This is a genomic window from Leuconostoc carnosum (genome assembly GCF_014207505.1).
Taxonomy (GTDB): Bacteria; Bacillota; Bacilli; order Lactobacillales; family Lactobacillaceae; genus Leuconostoc; species Leuconostoc carnosum.
Window position 1 is genome coordinate 21,878 of sequence record NZ_JACHGL010000003.1, and the last position, 14,978, is coordinate 36,855.

18 protein-coding genes are annotated in these 14,978 nt (G+C 38.0%); 4 read left to right on the forward strand and 14 right to left on the reverse strand.

Features of this window, described 5'->3' with window-relative positions; genetic code table 11:
- Positions 1–20: 20 nt before the first annotated feature.
- The 12 genes from HNQ98_RS03720 to HNQ98_RS03775 form a co-directional block, all read right to left on the reverse strand.
- Positions 21–812, reverse strand: a complete 792-nt coding sequence (locus HNQ98_RS03720; RefSeq protein ID WP_014973911.1) for a metal ABC transporter permease — start codon at positions 810–812, stop codon at positions 21–23.
- Positions 805–1,506 carry an ATP-binding cassette domain-containing protein gene (locus tag HNQ98_RS03725; RefSeq protein ID WP_014973910.1) on the reverse strand — a complete coding sequence of 234 codons (702 nt, stop codon included), beginning with the start codon at positions 1,504–1,506 and terminating at the stop codon, positions 805–807. Before HNQ98_RS03725 ends, HNQ98_RS03720 begins: the two co-directional genes overlap by 8 nt.
- Positions 1,503–2,357 (reverse strand): metal ABC transporter solute-binding protein, Zn/Mn family, encoded by an 855-nt coding sequence (locus tag HNQ98_RS03730; RefSeq protein WP_014973909.1) that lies wholly within the window; start codon positions 2,355–2,357, stop codon positions 1,503–1,505. The genes HNQ98_RS03725 and HNQ98_RS03730 overlap by 4 nt, the downstream gene beginning before the upstream one ends.
- Before the next feature lie 49 nt (positions 2,358–2,406).
- The gene (locus HNQ98_RS03735) at positions 2,407–2,640 is read right to left on the reverse strand and encodes a Veg family protein (RefSeq protein WP_014973908.1); all 234 of its coding nucleotides are present in this window, start codon (positions 2,638–2,640) and stop codon (positions 2,407–2,409) included.
- 103 nt (positions 2,641–2,743) lie between these two features.
- Positions 2,744–3,631, reverse strand: a complete 888-nt coding sequence (gene rsmA / locus HNQ98_RS03740; protein ID WP_014973907.1) for a 16S rRNA (adenine(1518)-N(6)/adenine(1519)-N(6))-dimethyltransferase RsmA — start codon at positions 3,629–3,631, stop codon at positions 2,744–2,746.
- Positions 3,632–4,198 (reverse strand): ribonuclease M5, encoded by a 567-nt coding sequence (rnmV, locus tag HNQ98_RS03745; protein WP_014973906.1) that lies wholly within the window; start codon positions 4,196–4,198, stop codon positions 3,632–3,634.
- Complete coding sequence (locus HNQ98_RS03750) at positions 4,191–4,988, reverse strand: TatD family hydrolase (protein ID WP_014973905.1); 798 nt, start codon at positions 4,986–4,988, stop codon at positions 4,191–4,193. Before HNQ98_RS03750 ends, rnmV begins: the two co-directional genes overlap by 8 nt.
- 194 nt (positions 4,989–5,182) lie before the next feature.
- Positions 5,183–5,599: a transcription antitermination factor NusB gene (gene nusB, locus HNQ98_RS03755; protein ID WP_014973904.1), complete on the reverse strand. Its 417-nt coding sequence runs from the start codon at positions 5,597–5,599 to the stop codon at positions 5,183–5,185.
- A complete protein-coding gene (locus HNQ98_RS03760) occupies positions 5,599–6,060 on the reverse strand; it encodes an Asp23/Gls24 family envelope stress response protein (RefSeq protein WP_014973903.1) in 462 nt (153 codons plus the stop codon). Before HNQ98_RS03760 ends, nusB begins: the two co-directional genes overlap by 1 nt.
- Positions 6,061–6,224: 164 nt before the next feature.
- Entirely contained in the window at positions 6,225–6,785 is a 561-nt protein-coding gene (gene efp / locus HNQ98_RS03765; protein ID WP_014973902.1) for an elongation factor P, read from the reverse strand.
- Between the two features lie 104 nt (positions 6,786–6,889).
- Positions 6,890–7,348: a MarR family winged helix-turn-helix transcriptional regulator gene (locus HNQ98_RS03770; protein ID WP_014973901.1), complete on the reverse strand. Its 459-nt coding sequence runs from the start codon at positions 7,346–7,348 to the stop codon at positions 6,890–6,892.
- Positions 7,349–7,406: 58 nt separating this feature from the next.
- Positions 7,407–7,952, reverse strand: a complete 546-nt coding sequence (locus HNQ98_RS03775) for an LOG family protein (RefSeq protein WP_014973900.1) — start codon at positions 7,950–7,952, stop codon at positions 7,407–7,409.
- A 149-nt stretch (positions 7,953–8,101) separates the two neighbouring features.
- On the opposite strand from HNQ98_RS03775, the gene rpoY reads away from it, so the two are divergent.
- From rpoY to HNQ98_RS03795, 4 genes are all read left to right on the forward strand, one after another.
- Positions 8,102–8,314, forward strand: a complete 213-nt coding sequence (rpoY, locus tag HNQ98_RS03780) for a DNA-directed RNA polymerase subunit epsilon (protein ID WP_014973899.1) — start codon at positions 8,102–8,104, stop codon at positions 8,312–8,314.
- A 2-nt stretch (positions 8,315–8,316) separates the two neighbouring features.
- Positions 8,317–9,999, forward strand: a complete 1,683-nt coding sequence (gene rnjA / locus HNQ98_RS03785) for a ribonuclease J1 (RefSeq protein ID WP_014973898.1) — start codon at positions 8,317–8,319, stop codon at positions 9,997–9,999.
- 201 nt (positions 10,000–10,200) lie between these two features.
- Positions 10,201–11,718: a phosphoenolpyruvate carboxylase gene (ppcA, locus tag HNQ98_RS03790; RefSeq protein WP_014973897.1), complete on the forward strand. Its 1,518-nt coding sequence runs from the start codon at positions 10,201–10,203 to the stop codon at positions 11,716–11,718.
- Between the two features lie 75 nt (positions 11,719–11,793).
- A complete protein-coding gene (locus HNQ98_RS03795) occupies positions 11,794–12,723 on the forward strand; it encodes a diacylglycerol/lipid kinase family protein (protein ID WP_014973896.1) in 930 nt (309 codons plus the stop codon).
- 49 nt (positions 12,724–12,772) lie between these two features.
- Here the strand turns inward: HNQ98_RS03795 and HNQ98_RS03800 are convergent, their stop codons facing one another.
- On the reverse strand, positions 12,773–13,711 hold the full coding sequence (locus HNQ98_RS03800) for an ADP-ribosylglycohydrolase family protein (RefSeq protein ID WP_014973895.1): 939 nt from the start codon (positions 13,709–13,711) through the stop codon (positions 12,773–12,775).
- Between the two features lie 32 nt (positions 13,712–13,743).
- The gene (gene metK, locus HNQ98_RS03805) at positions 13,744–14,901 is read right to left on the reverse strand and encodes a methionine adenosyltransferase (RefSeq protein ID WP_014973894.1); all 1,158 of its coding nucleotides are present in this window, start codon (positions 14,899–14,901) and stop codon (positions 13,744–13,746) included.
- Between the last annotated feature and the right edge of the window lie 77 nt (positions 14,902–14,978).

Genomic DNA, 14,978 nt, shown 5'->3' on the forward strand with positions numbered 1-14,978 from the left:
CGAACCTAAATGTTCGGTATTTAAGCGTTTTTTTGAAATTGCCACACAGATATTAAATAAATAATAACTTCAATAATAGCAATAAAGAAACTCGTTGGTAAATTCGTTAGATAGGCTAAAGTCAATCCAGCCCATGTACCAAACAAAGCTAAAACAATAGCTAACCCCATTAATTTGATAACCGTCGTCGTATAGTACCTTGCACTTGCAGCTGGTAGCGTAACTAAAACAAAAATTAACAGTGAACCAACTAATTGTGATGAAATACTAACTGATAGTGCAATCATCACCAAAAAGATATAACGTACTGATTTTTGACGCCAATTTTGCAAGAAAATACCCGTTTCATCAAAAGCTAACTGCCGTAATGATCGATAGTTAACCAATAAAACAGCCACAACAAGTATGGCTAACGCCACCAATAGCCACAAATCGTCACGACTAATGCCCAACACTGAACCAAACAAAATACCAGTTGCAGCGGTCGTACTTGTATGCCCTAATGCTAAAAATAAAATACCCAGACCAATGGCTAATGCTGAAATAGCACTCGTCACATTATCACGTTTTGTATAACCTGACTCCAATGCCCCAATAGCGATAGAAGCACCACTAGTGGCTATCATCATACCAAGCAGTGCTGGCCAACCAGCAAATAATCCAAATGCTGCGCCGGCAAAACCAATTTCACTCAAACTGTGCGTTAAAAAGGCGTAATTTCGGGCCACAACGAAAGTGCCAACGATACCTGCAACAATGCTAACAATCGTACCAGCTATAAACGCGTTCTGCATAAAACTATAACTAAACATGATGTACCTCGTCTTCAAAATGACTATATGTCAAACGTGTTGTCAAAGATTGTAACTGACTAGCTTCGCCTTGCGTAGCTTCCCCATTTTCAAACAATAAATAACCATCGGCAAATTCCGAAACCAATTTAAGTTCATGAGTAATAAATAAGATGGTCAAATTTTCTGTTTCTTGTAATTGTTTCACAATACGTAATAACTGTACTTTATGCTCATGATCAAGACTTGCTGTTGATTCATCTAAGATTAAAAGATCTGGATTTTGAACAAGTGCTTGCGCAACAAAGGCACGCTGCTTTTGGCCACCAGAAGCTAGGCCTAAGCGTTTATTCTGTATGTCTAATAAATCCATTCGCTTTAAGGCATCTTGAATGGCTTCTTTTTCGGAACTATTGGTCCACAAATGCCAACCCTGATTATAGTTAAGCCCAACAAATTCTGAAACAGTGAGTGGATAATCTCGCGTAATTTCTCTAAACTGCGGTACAAAACCAATTCGTTGTGCATTAACTTGTAAGTCACCACTAATTTGTTGATTTTGACCAATTAGTGCCTTGACGAAGCTCGTTTTCCCTGCACCATTTTCACCCAAAACAGCAAAAAAACGTCCTATGGGCACGTCAATATTGGCGTGCGACAACACAATTTTTTCGCCGTAGCGTATGCCAAAATCTTTTGTTTTGATAATACTCATACTCTACCACTTCCTATTGTAACAGCATTTTCTAATTGTTTAACCAGCTGCAATTGCCACTGCCAGACCTTCTGATCATGCGGTAATACTTGATTAAAAGTAATTACTGGTATTTTAGCATTATCTGCTAATTTTACCAATCGCCTATCATGCTCGGTTTGATCTTGACTGGCTCTTAAAATGAACTGTATTTTGCCAGACTTGAGTTCCTTTTCAAGGTGATTAAAATCATCATCAGATAGCGATTCTAAATTAGGTACCACTGATTTATAGCCAAGTTGAGACATGAAAACTTGTTGTGCCTGATTCGTTGCTACATAATTAACATTCTTTTTGGTTTTTAATACTTCAATTTTATCAGCTAAAAGTTGTGTCTCTTGACTCATTTTTTCGCTATTTTTAACATAACTATTACGATATTGTGGATCCATATCACTTAATAAATTAGTTAAGCGCGTGATTGTTTGTAAAATGACATCTGGGCTGAGCCAGTAATTTGTGTAGTTTTGATTATCTAAAACATCACTAGCAATCAAAAGTTTAGAATGTAATTTCATTTTACGCCGCTGTGTGAGTAACTGACTTTGATGACTGTCAGTGATTACTACTTCAGCTGCTTTGAAATTCTGTTTATCAGTTGTTGTCATCAGCGCCCCATTGACGACGACAACATGTCCATTCTTATAAGTAAGCGATTCAGCTATTTGTTGATAAGCAGTATTATCGGTTACAATTTTAACTGGTGTGTGTGCTGGTTGTGGCATTTCAACTGTCATTCTCATAAAAATGAGTAAAATACCGATCGGCACTAGTGCAATTGTCAAAATAGCATAAAGAGTTTGTTTATTCATAAATAGATTATCTCATAGTCACAAAAAAAGCCCAATAGGGCAATCTTACTTAATCAGCAAAGGTAATATCAATATTATTTGTCAATACATCAGTATAGCTATACGAAGCACGTTCAAAATTGGCGTCTTCATCTAATTCCACTACGAATAGTGAAGGAAATGTGGAACGAAGTACACCGCTACGTTCCGTTATTTTCTTGCGACCCGCTTGTGCCACGACAGTGACTTCTTCTCCAACATGAGCATCAAGCTTGGTCTTAATGTCTTGTAAACTACTTGGCATTTTTATACCACCTTTCGTGAAAAACTTATTTAATTATAACATAAATAAGCCTTAAAATCAAGGTATAGTGTATATTTAAATAAAAAAATGCAAAATTATACGGTTATTTGGTTAACCCTTGTGCCCTCAAAGCTAAGTATAGCGTTGTAAATTCTGCCAATTCCAAACGTTCCGCGCGAATTGCCGGTGAAATACCTGCTGATTCGAGTGCCGTTGTGATTTTTTCTTTAGTCGCAGCATCCTTACCATATGTCTGTAACATATTATTCCACAAGCTCTTACGGCGATGAGAGAAACTACCCTTAATCACACCAAATAAACGTTCTGGTTGATCCACGACAATTTCAGGTGTTAATGGCGTCAACTTGACAACAGCCGAATCAACATTTGGTGCAGGATTAAATGATGCTGCGGCGACTTTCATTGCTAACTGTGCTTGAGCAAAATATTGTAATGTCAGCGTTAATACGCCATATTCTTTCGTTCCAGGCATTGCATTGAGGCGATCAGCCACTTCACGTTGCATCATGACGACAATATTATCCCAAGAAATATTAGCTCGTAAAAGCTGCATCAGAATGGGTGTCGTAATATAATACGGCAAATTAGCTACTACTTTAACAGTGGCATTTTGTCCAAATTCAGCAGCAATCAACTCATTCAAGTCAACTTTTAACACGTCGTTTTCAATTACTTTGACATTATCATATGGTTGTAAAGTATCTGATAATACCGCTACCATTTGTGAATCAATCTCAAGTGCAACAACTTTTTTGGCTGCACGTGCTAACTGTTCTGTCAATGATCCAATACCCGGTCCGATTTCAAGCACAAAATCATCATTAGTAATTTCAGCTGTATCAACAATACCATGAAGTATGTTCAAATCAGTCAAAAAATTCTGACCTAATTTCTTTTTTGCATGCAACCCGTATTCATTTAAAATTGCTTGTGTCCTTATTGGATTAGCGATATCGATTACATCTGCCATCTAATCATTTCCTTTCAGTACGGTCAAAATTTGTAATTTAGTAATACCAAATTGTTGTGTTCGCCGCAAAAATTGCTTGCCATTGGCGTAACCAATATGTAAAGCATCGCCAACCAATTGACGACGTTGCCGAGCATTAGCACCAGCCAACAGCCCTTGCTGCAACAAAAAAGCCTTATCAATATCGCTCATTGCACTTTTTTTAGGGGTAACTAGCTGCGCTAACGCTGCTTGCAAATCTGCTGGTGAAGCATGTTCCACACCCAATGTCTGATGTGGATTATCCTTCGCTGCCCGACCTTGATTTTGCGTAATAAATGCTTGTTTTGCAGTTGGTACCACTTTGGTTACAAGTTCACGAATACGTTGCCCGTTAAAATCAGGATCAGTTAAAATAATTACGCCACGCGTTTTTTCAGCCAATTTAATTCGCTCTAATGCTGATGCATTAACCGCACTACCACCAGTTTCAATAGTATCTGCAACAACTGCTCGAGCTAAATTTTGTGTGTCTGAATGACCTTCAACGATGACCACTTCATTGATTTCTGGTAATAGTTTAGTCATGATTTAAAAATAAGCGATGCGCATTGGTGCGTGTAATATCTGACATCTCTTTAGGCGATAAATTCAACGTTTCAGCTAAAGAATCAACAACATATTTAACAAATGCAGGTTCATTATCTTTACCACGGAATGGTGTTGGTGTTAGATATGGCGCATCCGTTTCGACCAAAAGACGTTCCAAAGGAACTGCTTGAGCTGCTTGGCGGACATCATCAGCTTTTTTAAAAGTAACAACCCCGCTAAATGAGATGTGCATGCCTAACGCTACAAATGCCAAAGCTTGCTCCGGTGTACCTGAAAAGCTGTGCATAACACCTTTATGTACACCACTTGCTTTCAGCATGTCATATACATCAGAAAATGCGTCACGATTATGAATAATTACTGGCAAATCATATTTTTTTGCTAAGGCCAGATGCTTTTTAAAAGCTTCTTTTTGCACATCGTGAGCTACTGTCTCCCAATAATAATCCAACCCAGTTTCACCAACACCTACAACCTTTTCTTGTTGTAACTGCATTTCTAATTTTTCAGCCGCTGCGCTATCAAATGCCATTGTATCTTCTGGTTGAAAACCAAGTACAGCATAAATATTGTCATGTGCCTGTGCAATGGTTAAGGCACGCTCGTTAGCCAATGCATCATACCCAACAATATTCATCTCCATCACACGAAATTCATTTGCACGGCCAATATAGGCGGGCACATCATGAAAAAGTTTATCATCATTCAAATGCGTATGTGAATCGTAGCTATCAGCTGGTGTTTTTGTTAAATCATAAATTGCCATGTTATGTTTACACGTAATGCTAGATATTAGTATTTCTATGTATTAATACATCCGTAGCTTTACGCATTCCTCCGTTTTCTTCGGTTTCATTTTTTGTTATTTAGATTATTCAATAAATACTGTTGCTTAGTAATATAATGACAACACTTTTAAGTATAACATAAGAAAAAAGCCGCTTGGCGGCTTTTAATATATCATTCAGTTGTTGATCCATCAACTAAAACAAAGTTTTTCAACATACCGTTAACAAACTTACGATCGTCTTCGTCAGCAAAAGTTTTAGCTAAAATCAAGGCTTCATCAATCGCCACTTTATAAGGTACCAATTGATTCGTTAATTCATAAATCGCTAAACGTAAAATAACCAAATCTGCTTTGTTAATACGGTTAATTGCCCATCCATCAGCTAAATGCGCTGTAATTTGTTCATCCAATTCAGATTTTGTACCCAACACACCATTAATTAATCGTGGTAAATAGTCATCAAAATCTTTCCCTTCTAAAACAATATCATATAAATCATCAATGTTATTGTTTTGTGGGTCTTTTTCAAGAGCAAATAAAATTTGGAACGCTGCTTGGCGTGCCTCATGCCGTGTTAAATTAGCCATTAATCGACCACCTCAGTCGTTTCTGTTTTACCAAATAAGTTATTAGGGTCAATTTCACTGGGTACTTTTTCAGGAATAATGCCGCTGACGTGCACATTAGTTTGCGTAATACTAAGATCTGCTGTCGATGCAATTTGTGATCGGATCGCATTTTGAATCGCAAGCGCAACTTTAGGAACGGCTACACCGTATTGTAAAAAGACATAAGCATCAATCATCAAACCATCTTCGGTTTGCGTCAATTCAACCCCTTTACCTCGAGCATTTGAACCAAAAGCACTAGTGAAACGATCAGATAGTTTACCACGCATTGAATAAACACCCGGCACTTCTTGTGTAGCAATTTGTGCGATCACTTCAATCACTTCTGGCGTGACTTGTGTCGTTCCCACAACCTGACTTTCTGTTGCCAAAATAATATTTTTTGTATTTTGCTTGTTATGCTTGATTTCTCTGGCCATTATTCCATCCTCGAAAGTATTCTTTAGTAAAATAAAAAGTTCCACTGGGGAACTTTCCACCTATGCTCCCCTGCCACAGAATCATGCGACATGTTGACATTTTATTTTTTTGATAATTGTTATTAAAAAATGGCATGCTCACACTTTAGGCTAGGGAATAATTATTAGGCGCGACCTTTGTATGAACCATCTTCTGTGTTAACAATAATTGTTTCGCCTTCATTAATGAAGTCAGGCACAGTAATTGTTGCTCCAGTTTCAACAGTTGCAGGCTTTCCTGAACCAGTAGCTGTTGCGCCCTTAATACCTGGTTGTGTTTCAGTCACTTTCAAAGTCACTGTTGATGGTAATTCAGCACCTAAAATTTCATTACCATACATAGTAATCTTAACTTCCATACCTTCCAATAAGAACTTCAATGCTGAAGTAATCTTATCGTCTGGTAAATTAACTTGTTCGTATGTTTCAACATCCATGAAAACACGACCATCATTTTCGGCAAATAAATATGACATAGGACGTGTTGTAATATCAGCTTGTTCAAACTTGTCACCAGGACGGAACGTCACTTCGTTAACTGCGCCAGTGCGCAAGTTCTTTAACTTCGAACGAACGAAAGCCCCACCTTTTCCAGGTTTAACGTGTTGAAAGTCCAAAACACGCCAAATTGAGTTTGAATATTCAATAGTCAAACCATTCTTCAAGTTGTTCATGCCAATTGCCATGATTAGTATCCTCTTTTATTAATAATATAGTTTATTATAACAGAAAACGGCACTAATTACCGTTTTCAGACTATTTTAAATCATACCACAAAAGCTGATATCCCTCAATCTTTTCCTTTATTAAGTTCTGGTTGGATAATCAATTGATTTAAACGGTGAAATGTCTTTAATAAATCACGCCCTTCATCCAGCCCATATATATCTAACCACTTATCAAATCGCGCACCCACACGTTGCGTCACAATTTTTTCGACTCGTTGCCCTTCCACTGTTAAAGATAATAAGACACGACGGCGATCCTGGTCATCATGCGACTGTTTGAGATAGTCTCGTTCAAAAAGCGGCTTTAATTGGCGTGCAATCGCACCTTTAGTCACACCACGTTCTGTCGCAATTTCAGTCATTGTTAAAGGTACTGAACTTGCCGCTACCGAAGACATAATCAGCCATTGTTCAAATGACACGCCGAACTCACTTGTTGGCTGTGAAATTAATTTTTCTAGATTTTTCAATGCTGACATATAAATATTAATAAATTCTGCCATCAGCTCCAAATGAGCCATCAGTTAACGCCCTTTCTATTCTCAATATACCTTATGATTGCTAAGCAAAAGATAACATCTAAAATTGATCAATGTAATCTAATGCCGCTTTTGTTGTGGTAAATATTTGAATATATTCCAAATCATGGTCATCTACAAATCCATGATGGACACTATCTATTATCCACTGCCATAAACCATCATAAAAACCATCAATATTTAACAAAATTAATGGCTTGGCGTGCAATCCAATGCGGTTCCAACTAATAACTTGAGCTAGCTCTTCTAGCGTACCAAATCCACCAGGTAATACAATAAAAGCATCGGCATTATCCATTAGTAGTTGCTTACGCTCAGACATCGTATCCACCTTAATAAGCGTAGTAATTTCATCAGCTTCAATCGAATCTTCAGCCAAATTTCTTGGTGAAATACCTAAAACTTCACCATCATATGTCATCGCACTACGTGCAGTCAGTCCCATTAATCCTGCTCGACCACCACCATAAACCAAACGCAGATGCTTTTCAGCAATCATTTGACCAACTTCTTCAGCGATGTCACCATATTTTACATTATTTCCACACTGTGCTCCCATGAACACCGTTATTGATTTAACTGTCATATACATATCCTTTGATATCAATTTAACAATATTTTATGCCTTTTTCAAGTCCATAATCAGACATTTCTCCCGTTTTAATGCGCTATGTGGTACACTATTATATAGGTTTTCGTCCGTGACAAATTAAAATTACTACTATTGGAGGCAATATGATTTACAAAGTTTATTATCAAGCACACCCTGAACGTAACCCCAAGCGTGAAACAACTGTTTCACTTTACTTGTCCGCAGAAAGTATGCCACAAGCACGGGAAATTATTGAAAGCAACACAACTTATAATGTGGAGTTCATCGAAGAATTAAGTGACAAGGCTTTAACTTACGAAAAAGCCAACCCTAGCTTCGAAATTACAACATTCTAACTATGACATATTCTGTAGATATTAAATCTAACGAAGTCGCAGTCTATGCGCTAGGCGGTTTAGGCGAGATCGGTAAGAATACGTACGGTATTGAATATCAAGATGAAATTATCGTTGTCGACGCGGGTATTAAGTTCCCGGAAGACGACTTACTTGGTATCGACTACGTCATTCCTGACTATACTTATTTAGTCGATAATATTGATCGCGTGAAGGCACTGGTTATCACCCACGGACACGAAGACCATATCGGTGCAATCGCCTACTTTTTACAAGCAGTTAATGTTCCAGTGTATGCTGGCCCATTAGCCATGGCTTTAATCAAGAATAAACTTGAAGAAAAGCAGATGCTTAATCGTGTTGAACTACACGAAATTACAGATGGGACTGTCTTAGAATTTGACAAACTATCTGTCGAATTCTTCCGCACAACCCATTCAATACCTGATGTTTTTGGTGTTGCAGTTCATACACCAGTTGGTACAATTGTGGAAACTGGTGACTTTAAATTTGACCTGACACCAACAACAAAGCAGCCACCTAACCTTTGGTCAATGGCACGTATCGGTGAAAATGGTGTATTACTTATGATGAGTGATTCAACCAACGCTGAACGACCAGAATGGACTAAATCAGAGGCGTGGGTTGCGAAATCTGTTAATCGTATTTTTGATAAAATCGAACATGGTCGTATCATATTTGCAACATTTGCGTCAAATATGAACCGTGTGCGTATGGCAACAGATGCAGCAATTTCACACGGACGTAAAATCGCTGTATTTGGCCGTTCAATGGAATCAGCTGTAACAAATGGCCGTGCCCTTGGCTACTTGGAAATACCAGATGATATGCTTGTTGAACAATCTGAAATCAAACATATTCCAGATGACGAACTTTTGATCTTATCAACTGGTTCTCAAGGTGAACCGATGGCTGCCCTTGCAAGAATTGCCGAAGGTACCCATAAACAAATTCGCCTGAAGCCAAAAGATAATGTCATCTTCTCCTCTTCTCCAATTCCTGGTAACACAGCTTCAGTCAATGCTGTGATTAACAAACTTGAAGAAGGCGGTGCTAACGTCATCTACGGTAAAGTTAACAACATTCATACTTCTGGTCATGGTGGCCAAGAAGAAGAAAAGTTGATGCTTGCTTTAATGAAACCAAAATATTTCATGCCAGTTCACGGTGAATATCGTATGTTAAAAGTTCATGCGTCACTGGCTCATGAATTAGATATTCCAGAAGATCATACTTTTATTTTAGGTAATGGTGATGTCTTAGCACTAGATGGTGAAAATGCTCGTGTTGCTGGTCATTTTCCTGGTGATGATACTTATATTGATGGTTCAGGTATTGGCGACATTGGATCGGTTGTCTTACATGATCGTCAAAAGCTATCACAAGATGGTTTAGTTGTTGTCACGGCGACAATTAACCTCAAGAAAAAAGAAATTTTATCTGGACCTGATATCTTATCACGTGGTTTTGTCTACATGCGTGAGTCAGGTGACCTCATTAACGAAGGACGCCGTATCATATTTAGTACAATGCGCCGCGTGATGAATAATGCTAATGCTAGCGAAGCTGATATTCGTCAAGCAGTCATTGATGACCTTTCGCGTTTCCTTTTCAAGGAAACCGCTCGTAAACCAATGATTTTACCAATGCTCATTATGATATAAATAAAAAACCACTTTCCCGCTAAATTAATTATAGCGTTGGTCAGTGGTTTTTTATTTTTAAAATTTATCATAGCGTGATATGTTAAATTAACGAACGTTAATGGAAAATCGAACATAATATTCGGTTAAAACCTAGAATCTACTTTTTTTATTTTTAACGCTTATGTTAGAATAGTATAAGTACAAGATTAAGGAGCTATCATGGCACAACGAAAAATACCTTCAATTATGGGTACCCAGCATCCAGATAACGCTAATGCACCGTTCTGGGATTCTTCACAACAACCCTTTATTAGCGCCTATCGCGAAATGAACGAGGCCTTCGAGAATTTCAGTGAGCTTGATGTTGACGAATATATGTGGGATTGGGAAGGTAAGCACGCAGATGCTGCCGTTATAGATCGTTTATTTAGCACAGAATATGACTATTTTAAATCACATCAAATCGGAAGAGATAAGTTTCTTACTTTCCGTTTCCCAAATATTTGGGAAGAAAAAGGCTACAATTTGATGCAAGCCATGACAGCAATTCTAAGTTCAGAAGATTTTTCACATGACTTAGGGTTTGATCAACGACCATTATTTGAAACTATCTTACCAATGACTCAGCGCGCTGACCAACTCATTGAAATGCAAATTTTGTTCGAAAAATTAGCTAAATTCAAGTCAGTAGAGTTTACGAAGTCAGATAAAAATAATCCTTACATCGAAATGATTCCTTTGTTCGAAGACTTCAATACACAATTACACGCCCCTGAAATTCTAAAAACTTACTTGAAGTTACATGAAGAACATTTTGGCTTCCGACCAAAATATCTACGTGTCTTCTTGGCTGGTTCTGATTCAGCTCTAACAGCTGGTTTCATGAGTTCAATTACCGGTAATAAACTTGCTATTGCACGTTTGCATGAATTTGCCCAAGAAGAAAACATTGAGATATACCCTATTTCGGGTACTGGATCTGCTATTTTCCGTGGTGGTTTGTCGCCAAAGCGTATTCAACGCTACCTTAAAGAATTCCCCGGCGTTCGTACAGCTACTGTGCAATCAGCCTTCCGTTATGATTTCCCGCTTGAAGAAGTTACAGCAGCCATTACTGAATTAAAAGCACAATTGCCTGTGGTTGAACCATTAAAAATTTCAGCAGCTGATCAAAAAATCTTGACAGAAGTTGCTGAAGAATCTGCAGAGTTTTATGCACACACGCTTGATCAACTCGTGCCAGACATGCAGCCAATTTTCAAAGCATTTCCTAAACGACGTGACCGCCGTCAACACGTTGGTGTTCTTGGCTATTCACGTTCAGTAGATGGTATTGAGTTACCACGTGCGATTAACTTTACTGGTGCTTTTTATTCAATTGGTGTCCCACCCGAATTTATTGGTTTTGGTCGTGCATTGAAAAACTTAAAACCAAGTCACTTAGAGACATTTGTCCGACATTATCCAAGTATGGCAGACGACTTCCGTGAACTCGCCAACTATGTTAACCTTGACGCTTTAGAAATTTTAAAAACACACAGCTCAGCTTGGGCAGATGTGGCACGCGATATTATGATCATGAAAGATATTTTCAATCTTGAAATCGGTCCTAAAACACGCGAACAACAACAACACGCAGAAATTGCACTTCAAGTTGTTCAAATCAAAGAAGGTTCTTCAATTGCTATTACTGCTTTGATTAACCGTATGGCACAACTTCGTCATTTCTTAGGTTAAATAATATTTATGATAGCCCTTAACGGGCTTTTTTGTTACAATGAAACTAATTTTTATTGAAAGAAATAGCAGAATATGCCTAACTTTTACGTGATTAACAATCCTTGTGCAGGTGGCGGGGAACAATCAAATATTATAAATGATGTCAAAAAAATGCCAAATATTGTTGCTTGGCATGATACAAAGTATCGTGGACATGCCGTACAATTGGCGAAGCACTTTGCGAAGACCCTTCAGGACAATAAAGCAGTCATTCTAGTAATTGGTGGTGACGGTTCTTTACATGAGACGCTAAATGGCTTACTACAAGCCTCTCGTGCAGTGGCGATTCCTCTCGCCTATATTCCAACTGGTTCTGGCAATGATTTTGCTCGTGGTGCCCACATCGGTTCAGCCTCTGAAGCTTTACACCATTTAAAATCTGTCCATCAATCTCAAATTTTGACAATTGGTCGGATTGATGGTGATATTCCGCGACAAACAACAAAGTATTTTATCAATAGTCTCGGTATTGGCTTAGATGCTGCTGTTGTGTCTCTTACAAATAACAGTAAATTAAAACATTATCTCAATGCTATTGGCTTAGGTAGTATGAGTTATTTACCGGCAATCCTATCAGCTTTTACACATCAAGAGGCTTTCCAAATGACCATTATCAATGGTGATCAATATATTCAGATACCCAGCGCATTCTTGGTCGCGTTGACTAATCAGCCGTACTTTGGTGGTGGCATTGCTATTTTGCCCGGTGCAGACTTACACGAAACACAATTGGATATTGTTATTGCCGCAAAAATGTCATTCTTTAAATTTTTGCGCATGTTTGCTGCACTCAAAAAAGATGGTAGCCATCTTAAATTTCATACTGTTCATCACATCAAATTATTACCCAATGCACAAATACATGTGCGCAATATTCAACCCAGTCAAATTGATGGTGAAAATTTAGGTATTGGTACCTATGAGTTCACAGTTAATCATCAAGAATACCCTTTCTGGCTATAAAAACACCGTATGGCAGTGTAATCACTACCATACGGTGTTTTTATATTCTCTAATTAAATCTGCCTAATCTTTCTGCTTGATTAATGACACTCATAATTAATTTGCGCGATGTTAAATGTTGACTCGTATCGATAAACCACTCATCACGATAAACAATAGCCGCAATTGCACTTACAACCGCAGGCACAACATTGTTAGCATGCCCATGAAAAAATGCATTCTGAATGGCCTGCTTATAATTATGACTATTAAGTAAAGCCCAGATAATTGCTTCTAGTGCACTTGAACTACGCCCATCAAGGCCTACACTGCCAAATTCAATATTAGCAAAATCTGGTAAATTTAACTTTTCAAATGCTTTGAGCTCTGATTCAAATACTTTATGTCTTGAATAATATTCGAAACCAAACGCCAATCCATTTTCCACAGCATCTTGTAACTCTTGTCCATCTAATATCTGACTCACAATCAGACTCAACATACCAACACTTACCAGCGCACCCTCGTCATTGTGTGTTAACCCGGCAATACGGTGCAAGGTAAGCATGGCCACTTCATCATTAATAAACGATACCCCATATTCATGGTGTAAGTAGAGCGCAACTGGTAACATTCTAGCTAAAATATTTTCACTATCAGCCGTATCTTCTAAAATACCAGATGAGAGTGCATCATGATTTTTGATATAATTATCAATCGCACGTTTTGTAATGGCATCGATTCGTTGTAATGTTTTTTCTGGTGCGAATTGTCTCTTCTTGTACCAATTTTGAAAATGATTCATCACATCAACTAACTGATACCCGCGTGCTAAACTGGCAACAGTTGTTAAAGATAAACTAGTCTGCGTGCCCCAATGCAATTCACTCTGAAATGACTTAGAATCATTGAGTAAAATGGTCTGTTGGCTATTAGAAAGTTGTGTCATACTTTCACCAATTGCCATACCTAAAAGTAAAAATTGTATTGTGGATTGCTTTTTAGCCATATCTTATTTTAACATATTGCACGAATCAAAAATTAAAACAGTGCTTTGATTTTATCTACCTGATCTAACGCTTCCCAAGGTAAATCAATATCTGTACGACCAAAGTGCCCAAAGGCAGCTGTTTGCTTATAAATTGGACGACGCAAGTTTAACTGATTAATAATGGCCAATGGACGAAAATCAAACAATTCAGCAACAATATCGTTGATTTTATTTTCATCTATTTTACTTGTACCAAAAGTATCAACATTTAATGAAACTGGTTGAGCAACCCCAATAGCATAGGCAACCTGTAATTCCAGTTTATCAGCTACACCAGCAGCAACTAAATTCTTTGCCACATAACGTGCAAAATAAGCAGCTGAACGATCAACTTTAGTTGCATCTTTACCAGAAAAAGCACCACCACCATGATGCGCTGCACCACCGTAAGTATCAACAATAATTTTACGACCTGTCAATCCAGAATCGGCTTGCGGACCACCTAAGACAAAACGACCAGAAGGGTTAATATAATAGATAGTATTTTCGTCAACTAGGTCTTGTGGCAATACTTTATCAATTACAAACTCACGGACATCAGCACGTAATTGCTCTAAGGTTACTTCTTCATCATGTTGTGTTGACAAAACAACAGCAGCAATACGCTTAACTTTGTTGTTATCATCAAGTTCCACACTGACTTCACCCTTAGCATCAGGACGCAAATAAGCTAATGTGCCATCTTCACGAACATCACGAATTTTACGCATTAAACGATGTGACAATGCCAAAGTTAACGGAATATAAGAATCCGTCTCATTCGTCGCATAACCAAATACCATTCCCTGATCACCAGCGCCTAGCTGGTCTGGGTCATCATCAGCATTATCAACAGCTTGAGCAATATCACCTGACTGTTCAACAATTCTATTTGAAACGTTAACTGAATCCGCCATAAAACCTAAATCAGCTTGATTATAACCAATTTCACGGATAGTATTAGTAGCGATTTGACGAATATTAACGTAAGCTGTTGTTGATAATTCACCAAATATTGACACATCGCCAGTAGAAGTAGTCACCTCTACTGCTGAACGCGCATGTGGATCTTGTTCTAAAACAGCATCCAAAATAGCATCAGCTATTTGATCCGCTATCTTATCAGGATGCCCAGCTGAAACTGATTCTGAAGTAAAAAATTTTGTCATGATTGACATGATCCTCCTAAAATTTCAAAATAAAAAAGCTAGATTGTCGCAAATTAAAAGCGCGAACCAACAAATAG

What these genes read in the sequence shown, in the direction of transcription:
- metK (WP_014973894.1), bottom strand. Translation starts at nt 14,901, where the DNA reads ATGACAAAATTTTTTACTTCAGAATCAGTTTCAGCTGGGCATCCTGAT.
- HNQ98_RS03730 (WP_014973909.1), bottom strand. Translation starts at nt 2,357, where the DNA reads ATGAATAAACAAACTCTTTATGCTATTTTGACAATTGCACTAGTGCCG.
- rnjA (WP_014973898.1), top strand. Translation starts at nt 8,317, where the DNA reads ATGACATATTCTGTAGATATTAAATCTAACGAAGTCGCAGTCTATGCG.
- efp (WP_014973902.1), bottom strand. Translation starts at nt 6,785, where the DNA reads ATGGCAATTGGCATGAACAACTTGAAGAATGGTTTGACTATTGAATAT.
- rsmA (WP_014973907.1), bottom strand. Translation starts at nt 3,631, where the DNA reads ATGGCAGATGTAATCGATATCGCTAATCCAATAAGGACACAAGCAATT.
- rnmV (WP_014973906.1), bottom strand. Translation starts at nt 4,198, where the DNA reads ATGACTAAACTATTACCAGAAATCAATGAAGTGGTCATCGTTGAAGGT.
- nusB (WP_014973904.1), bottom strand. Translation starts at nt 5,599, where the DNA reads ATGGCTAATTTAACACGGCATGAGGCACGCCAAGCAGCGTTCCAAATT.
- HNQ98_RS03795 (WP_014973896.1), top strand. Translation starts at nt 11,794, where the DNA reads ATGCCTAACTTTTACGTGATTAACAATCCTTGTGCAGGTGGCGGGGAA.
- HNQ98_RS03725 (WP_014973910.1), bottom strand. Translation starts at nt 1,506, where the DNA reads ATGAGTATTATCAAAACAAAAGATTTTGGCATACGCTACGGCGAAAAA.
- HNQ98_RS03720 (WP_014973911.1), bottom strand. Translation starts at nt 812, where the DNA reads ATGTTTAGTTATAGTTTTATGCAGAACGCGTTTATAGCTGGTACGATT.
- HNQ98_RS03760 (WP_014973903.1), bottom strand. Translation starts at nt 6,060, where the DNA reads ATGGCCAGAGAAATCAAGCATAACAAGCAAAATACAAAAAATATTATT.
- rpoY (WP_014973899.1), top strand. Translation starts at nt 8,102, where the DNA reads ATGATTTACAAAGTTTATTATCAAGCACACCCTGAACGTAACCCCAAG.
- HNQ98_RS03735 (WP_014973908.1), bottom strand. Translation starts at nt 2,640, where the DNA reads ATGCCAAGTAGTTTACAAGACATTAAGACCAAGCTTGATGCTCATGTT.
- HNQ98_RS03770 (WP_014973901.1), bottom strand. Translation starts at nt 7,348, where the DNA reads ATGGCTCATTTGGAGCTGATGGCAGAATTTATTAATATTTATATGTCA.
- HNQ98_RS03775 (WP_014973900.1), bottom strand. Translation starts at nt 7,952, where the DNA reads ATGACAGTTAAATCAATAACGGTGTTCATGGGAGCACAGTGTGGAAAT.
- HNQ98_RS03750 (WP_014973905.1), bottom strand. Translation starts at nt 4,988, where the DNA reads ATGGCAATTTATGATTTAACAAAAACACCAGCTGATAGCTACGATTCA.
- ppcA (WP_014973897.1), top strand. Translation starts at nt 10,201, where the DNA reads ATGGCACAACGAAAAATACCTTCAATTATGGGTACCCAGCATCCAGAT.
- HNQ98_RS03800 (WP_014973895.1), bottom strand. Translation starts at nt 13,711, where the DNA reads ATGGCTAAAAAGCAATCCACAATACAATTTTTACTTTTAGGTATGGCA.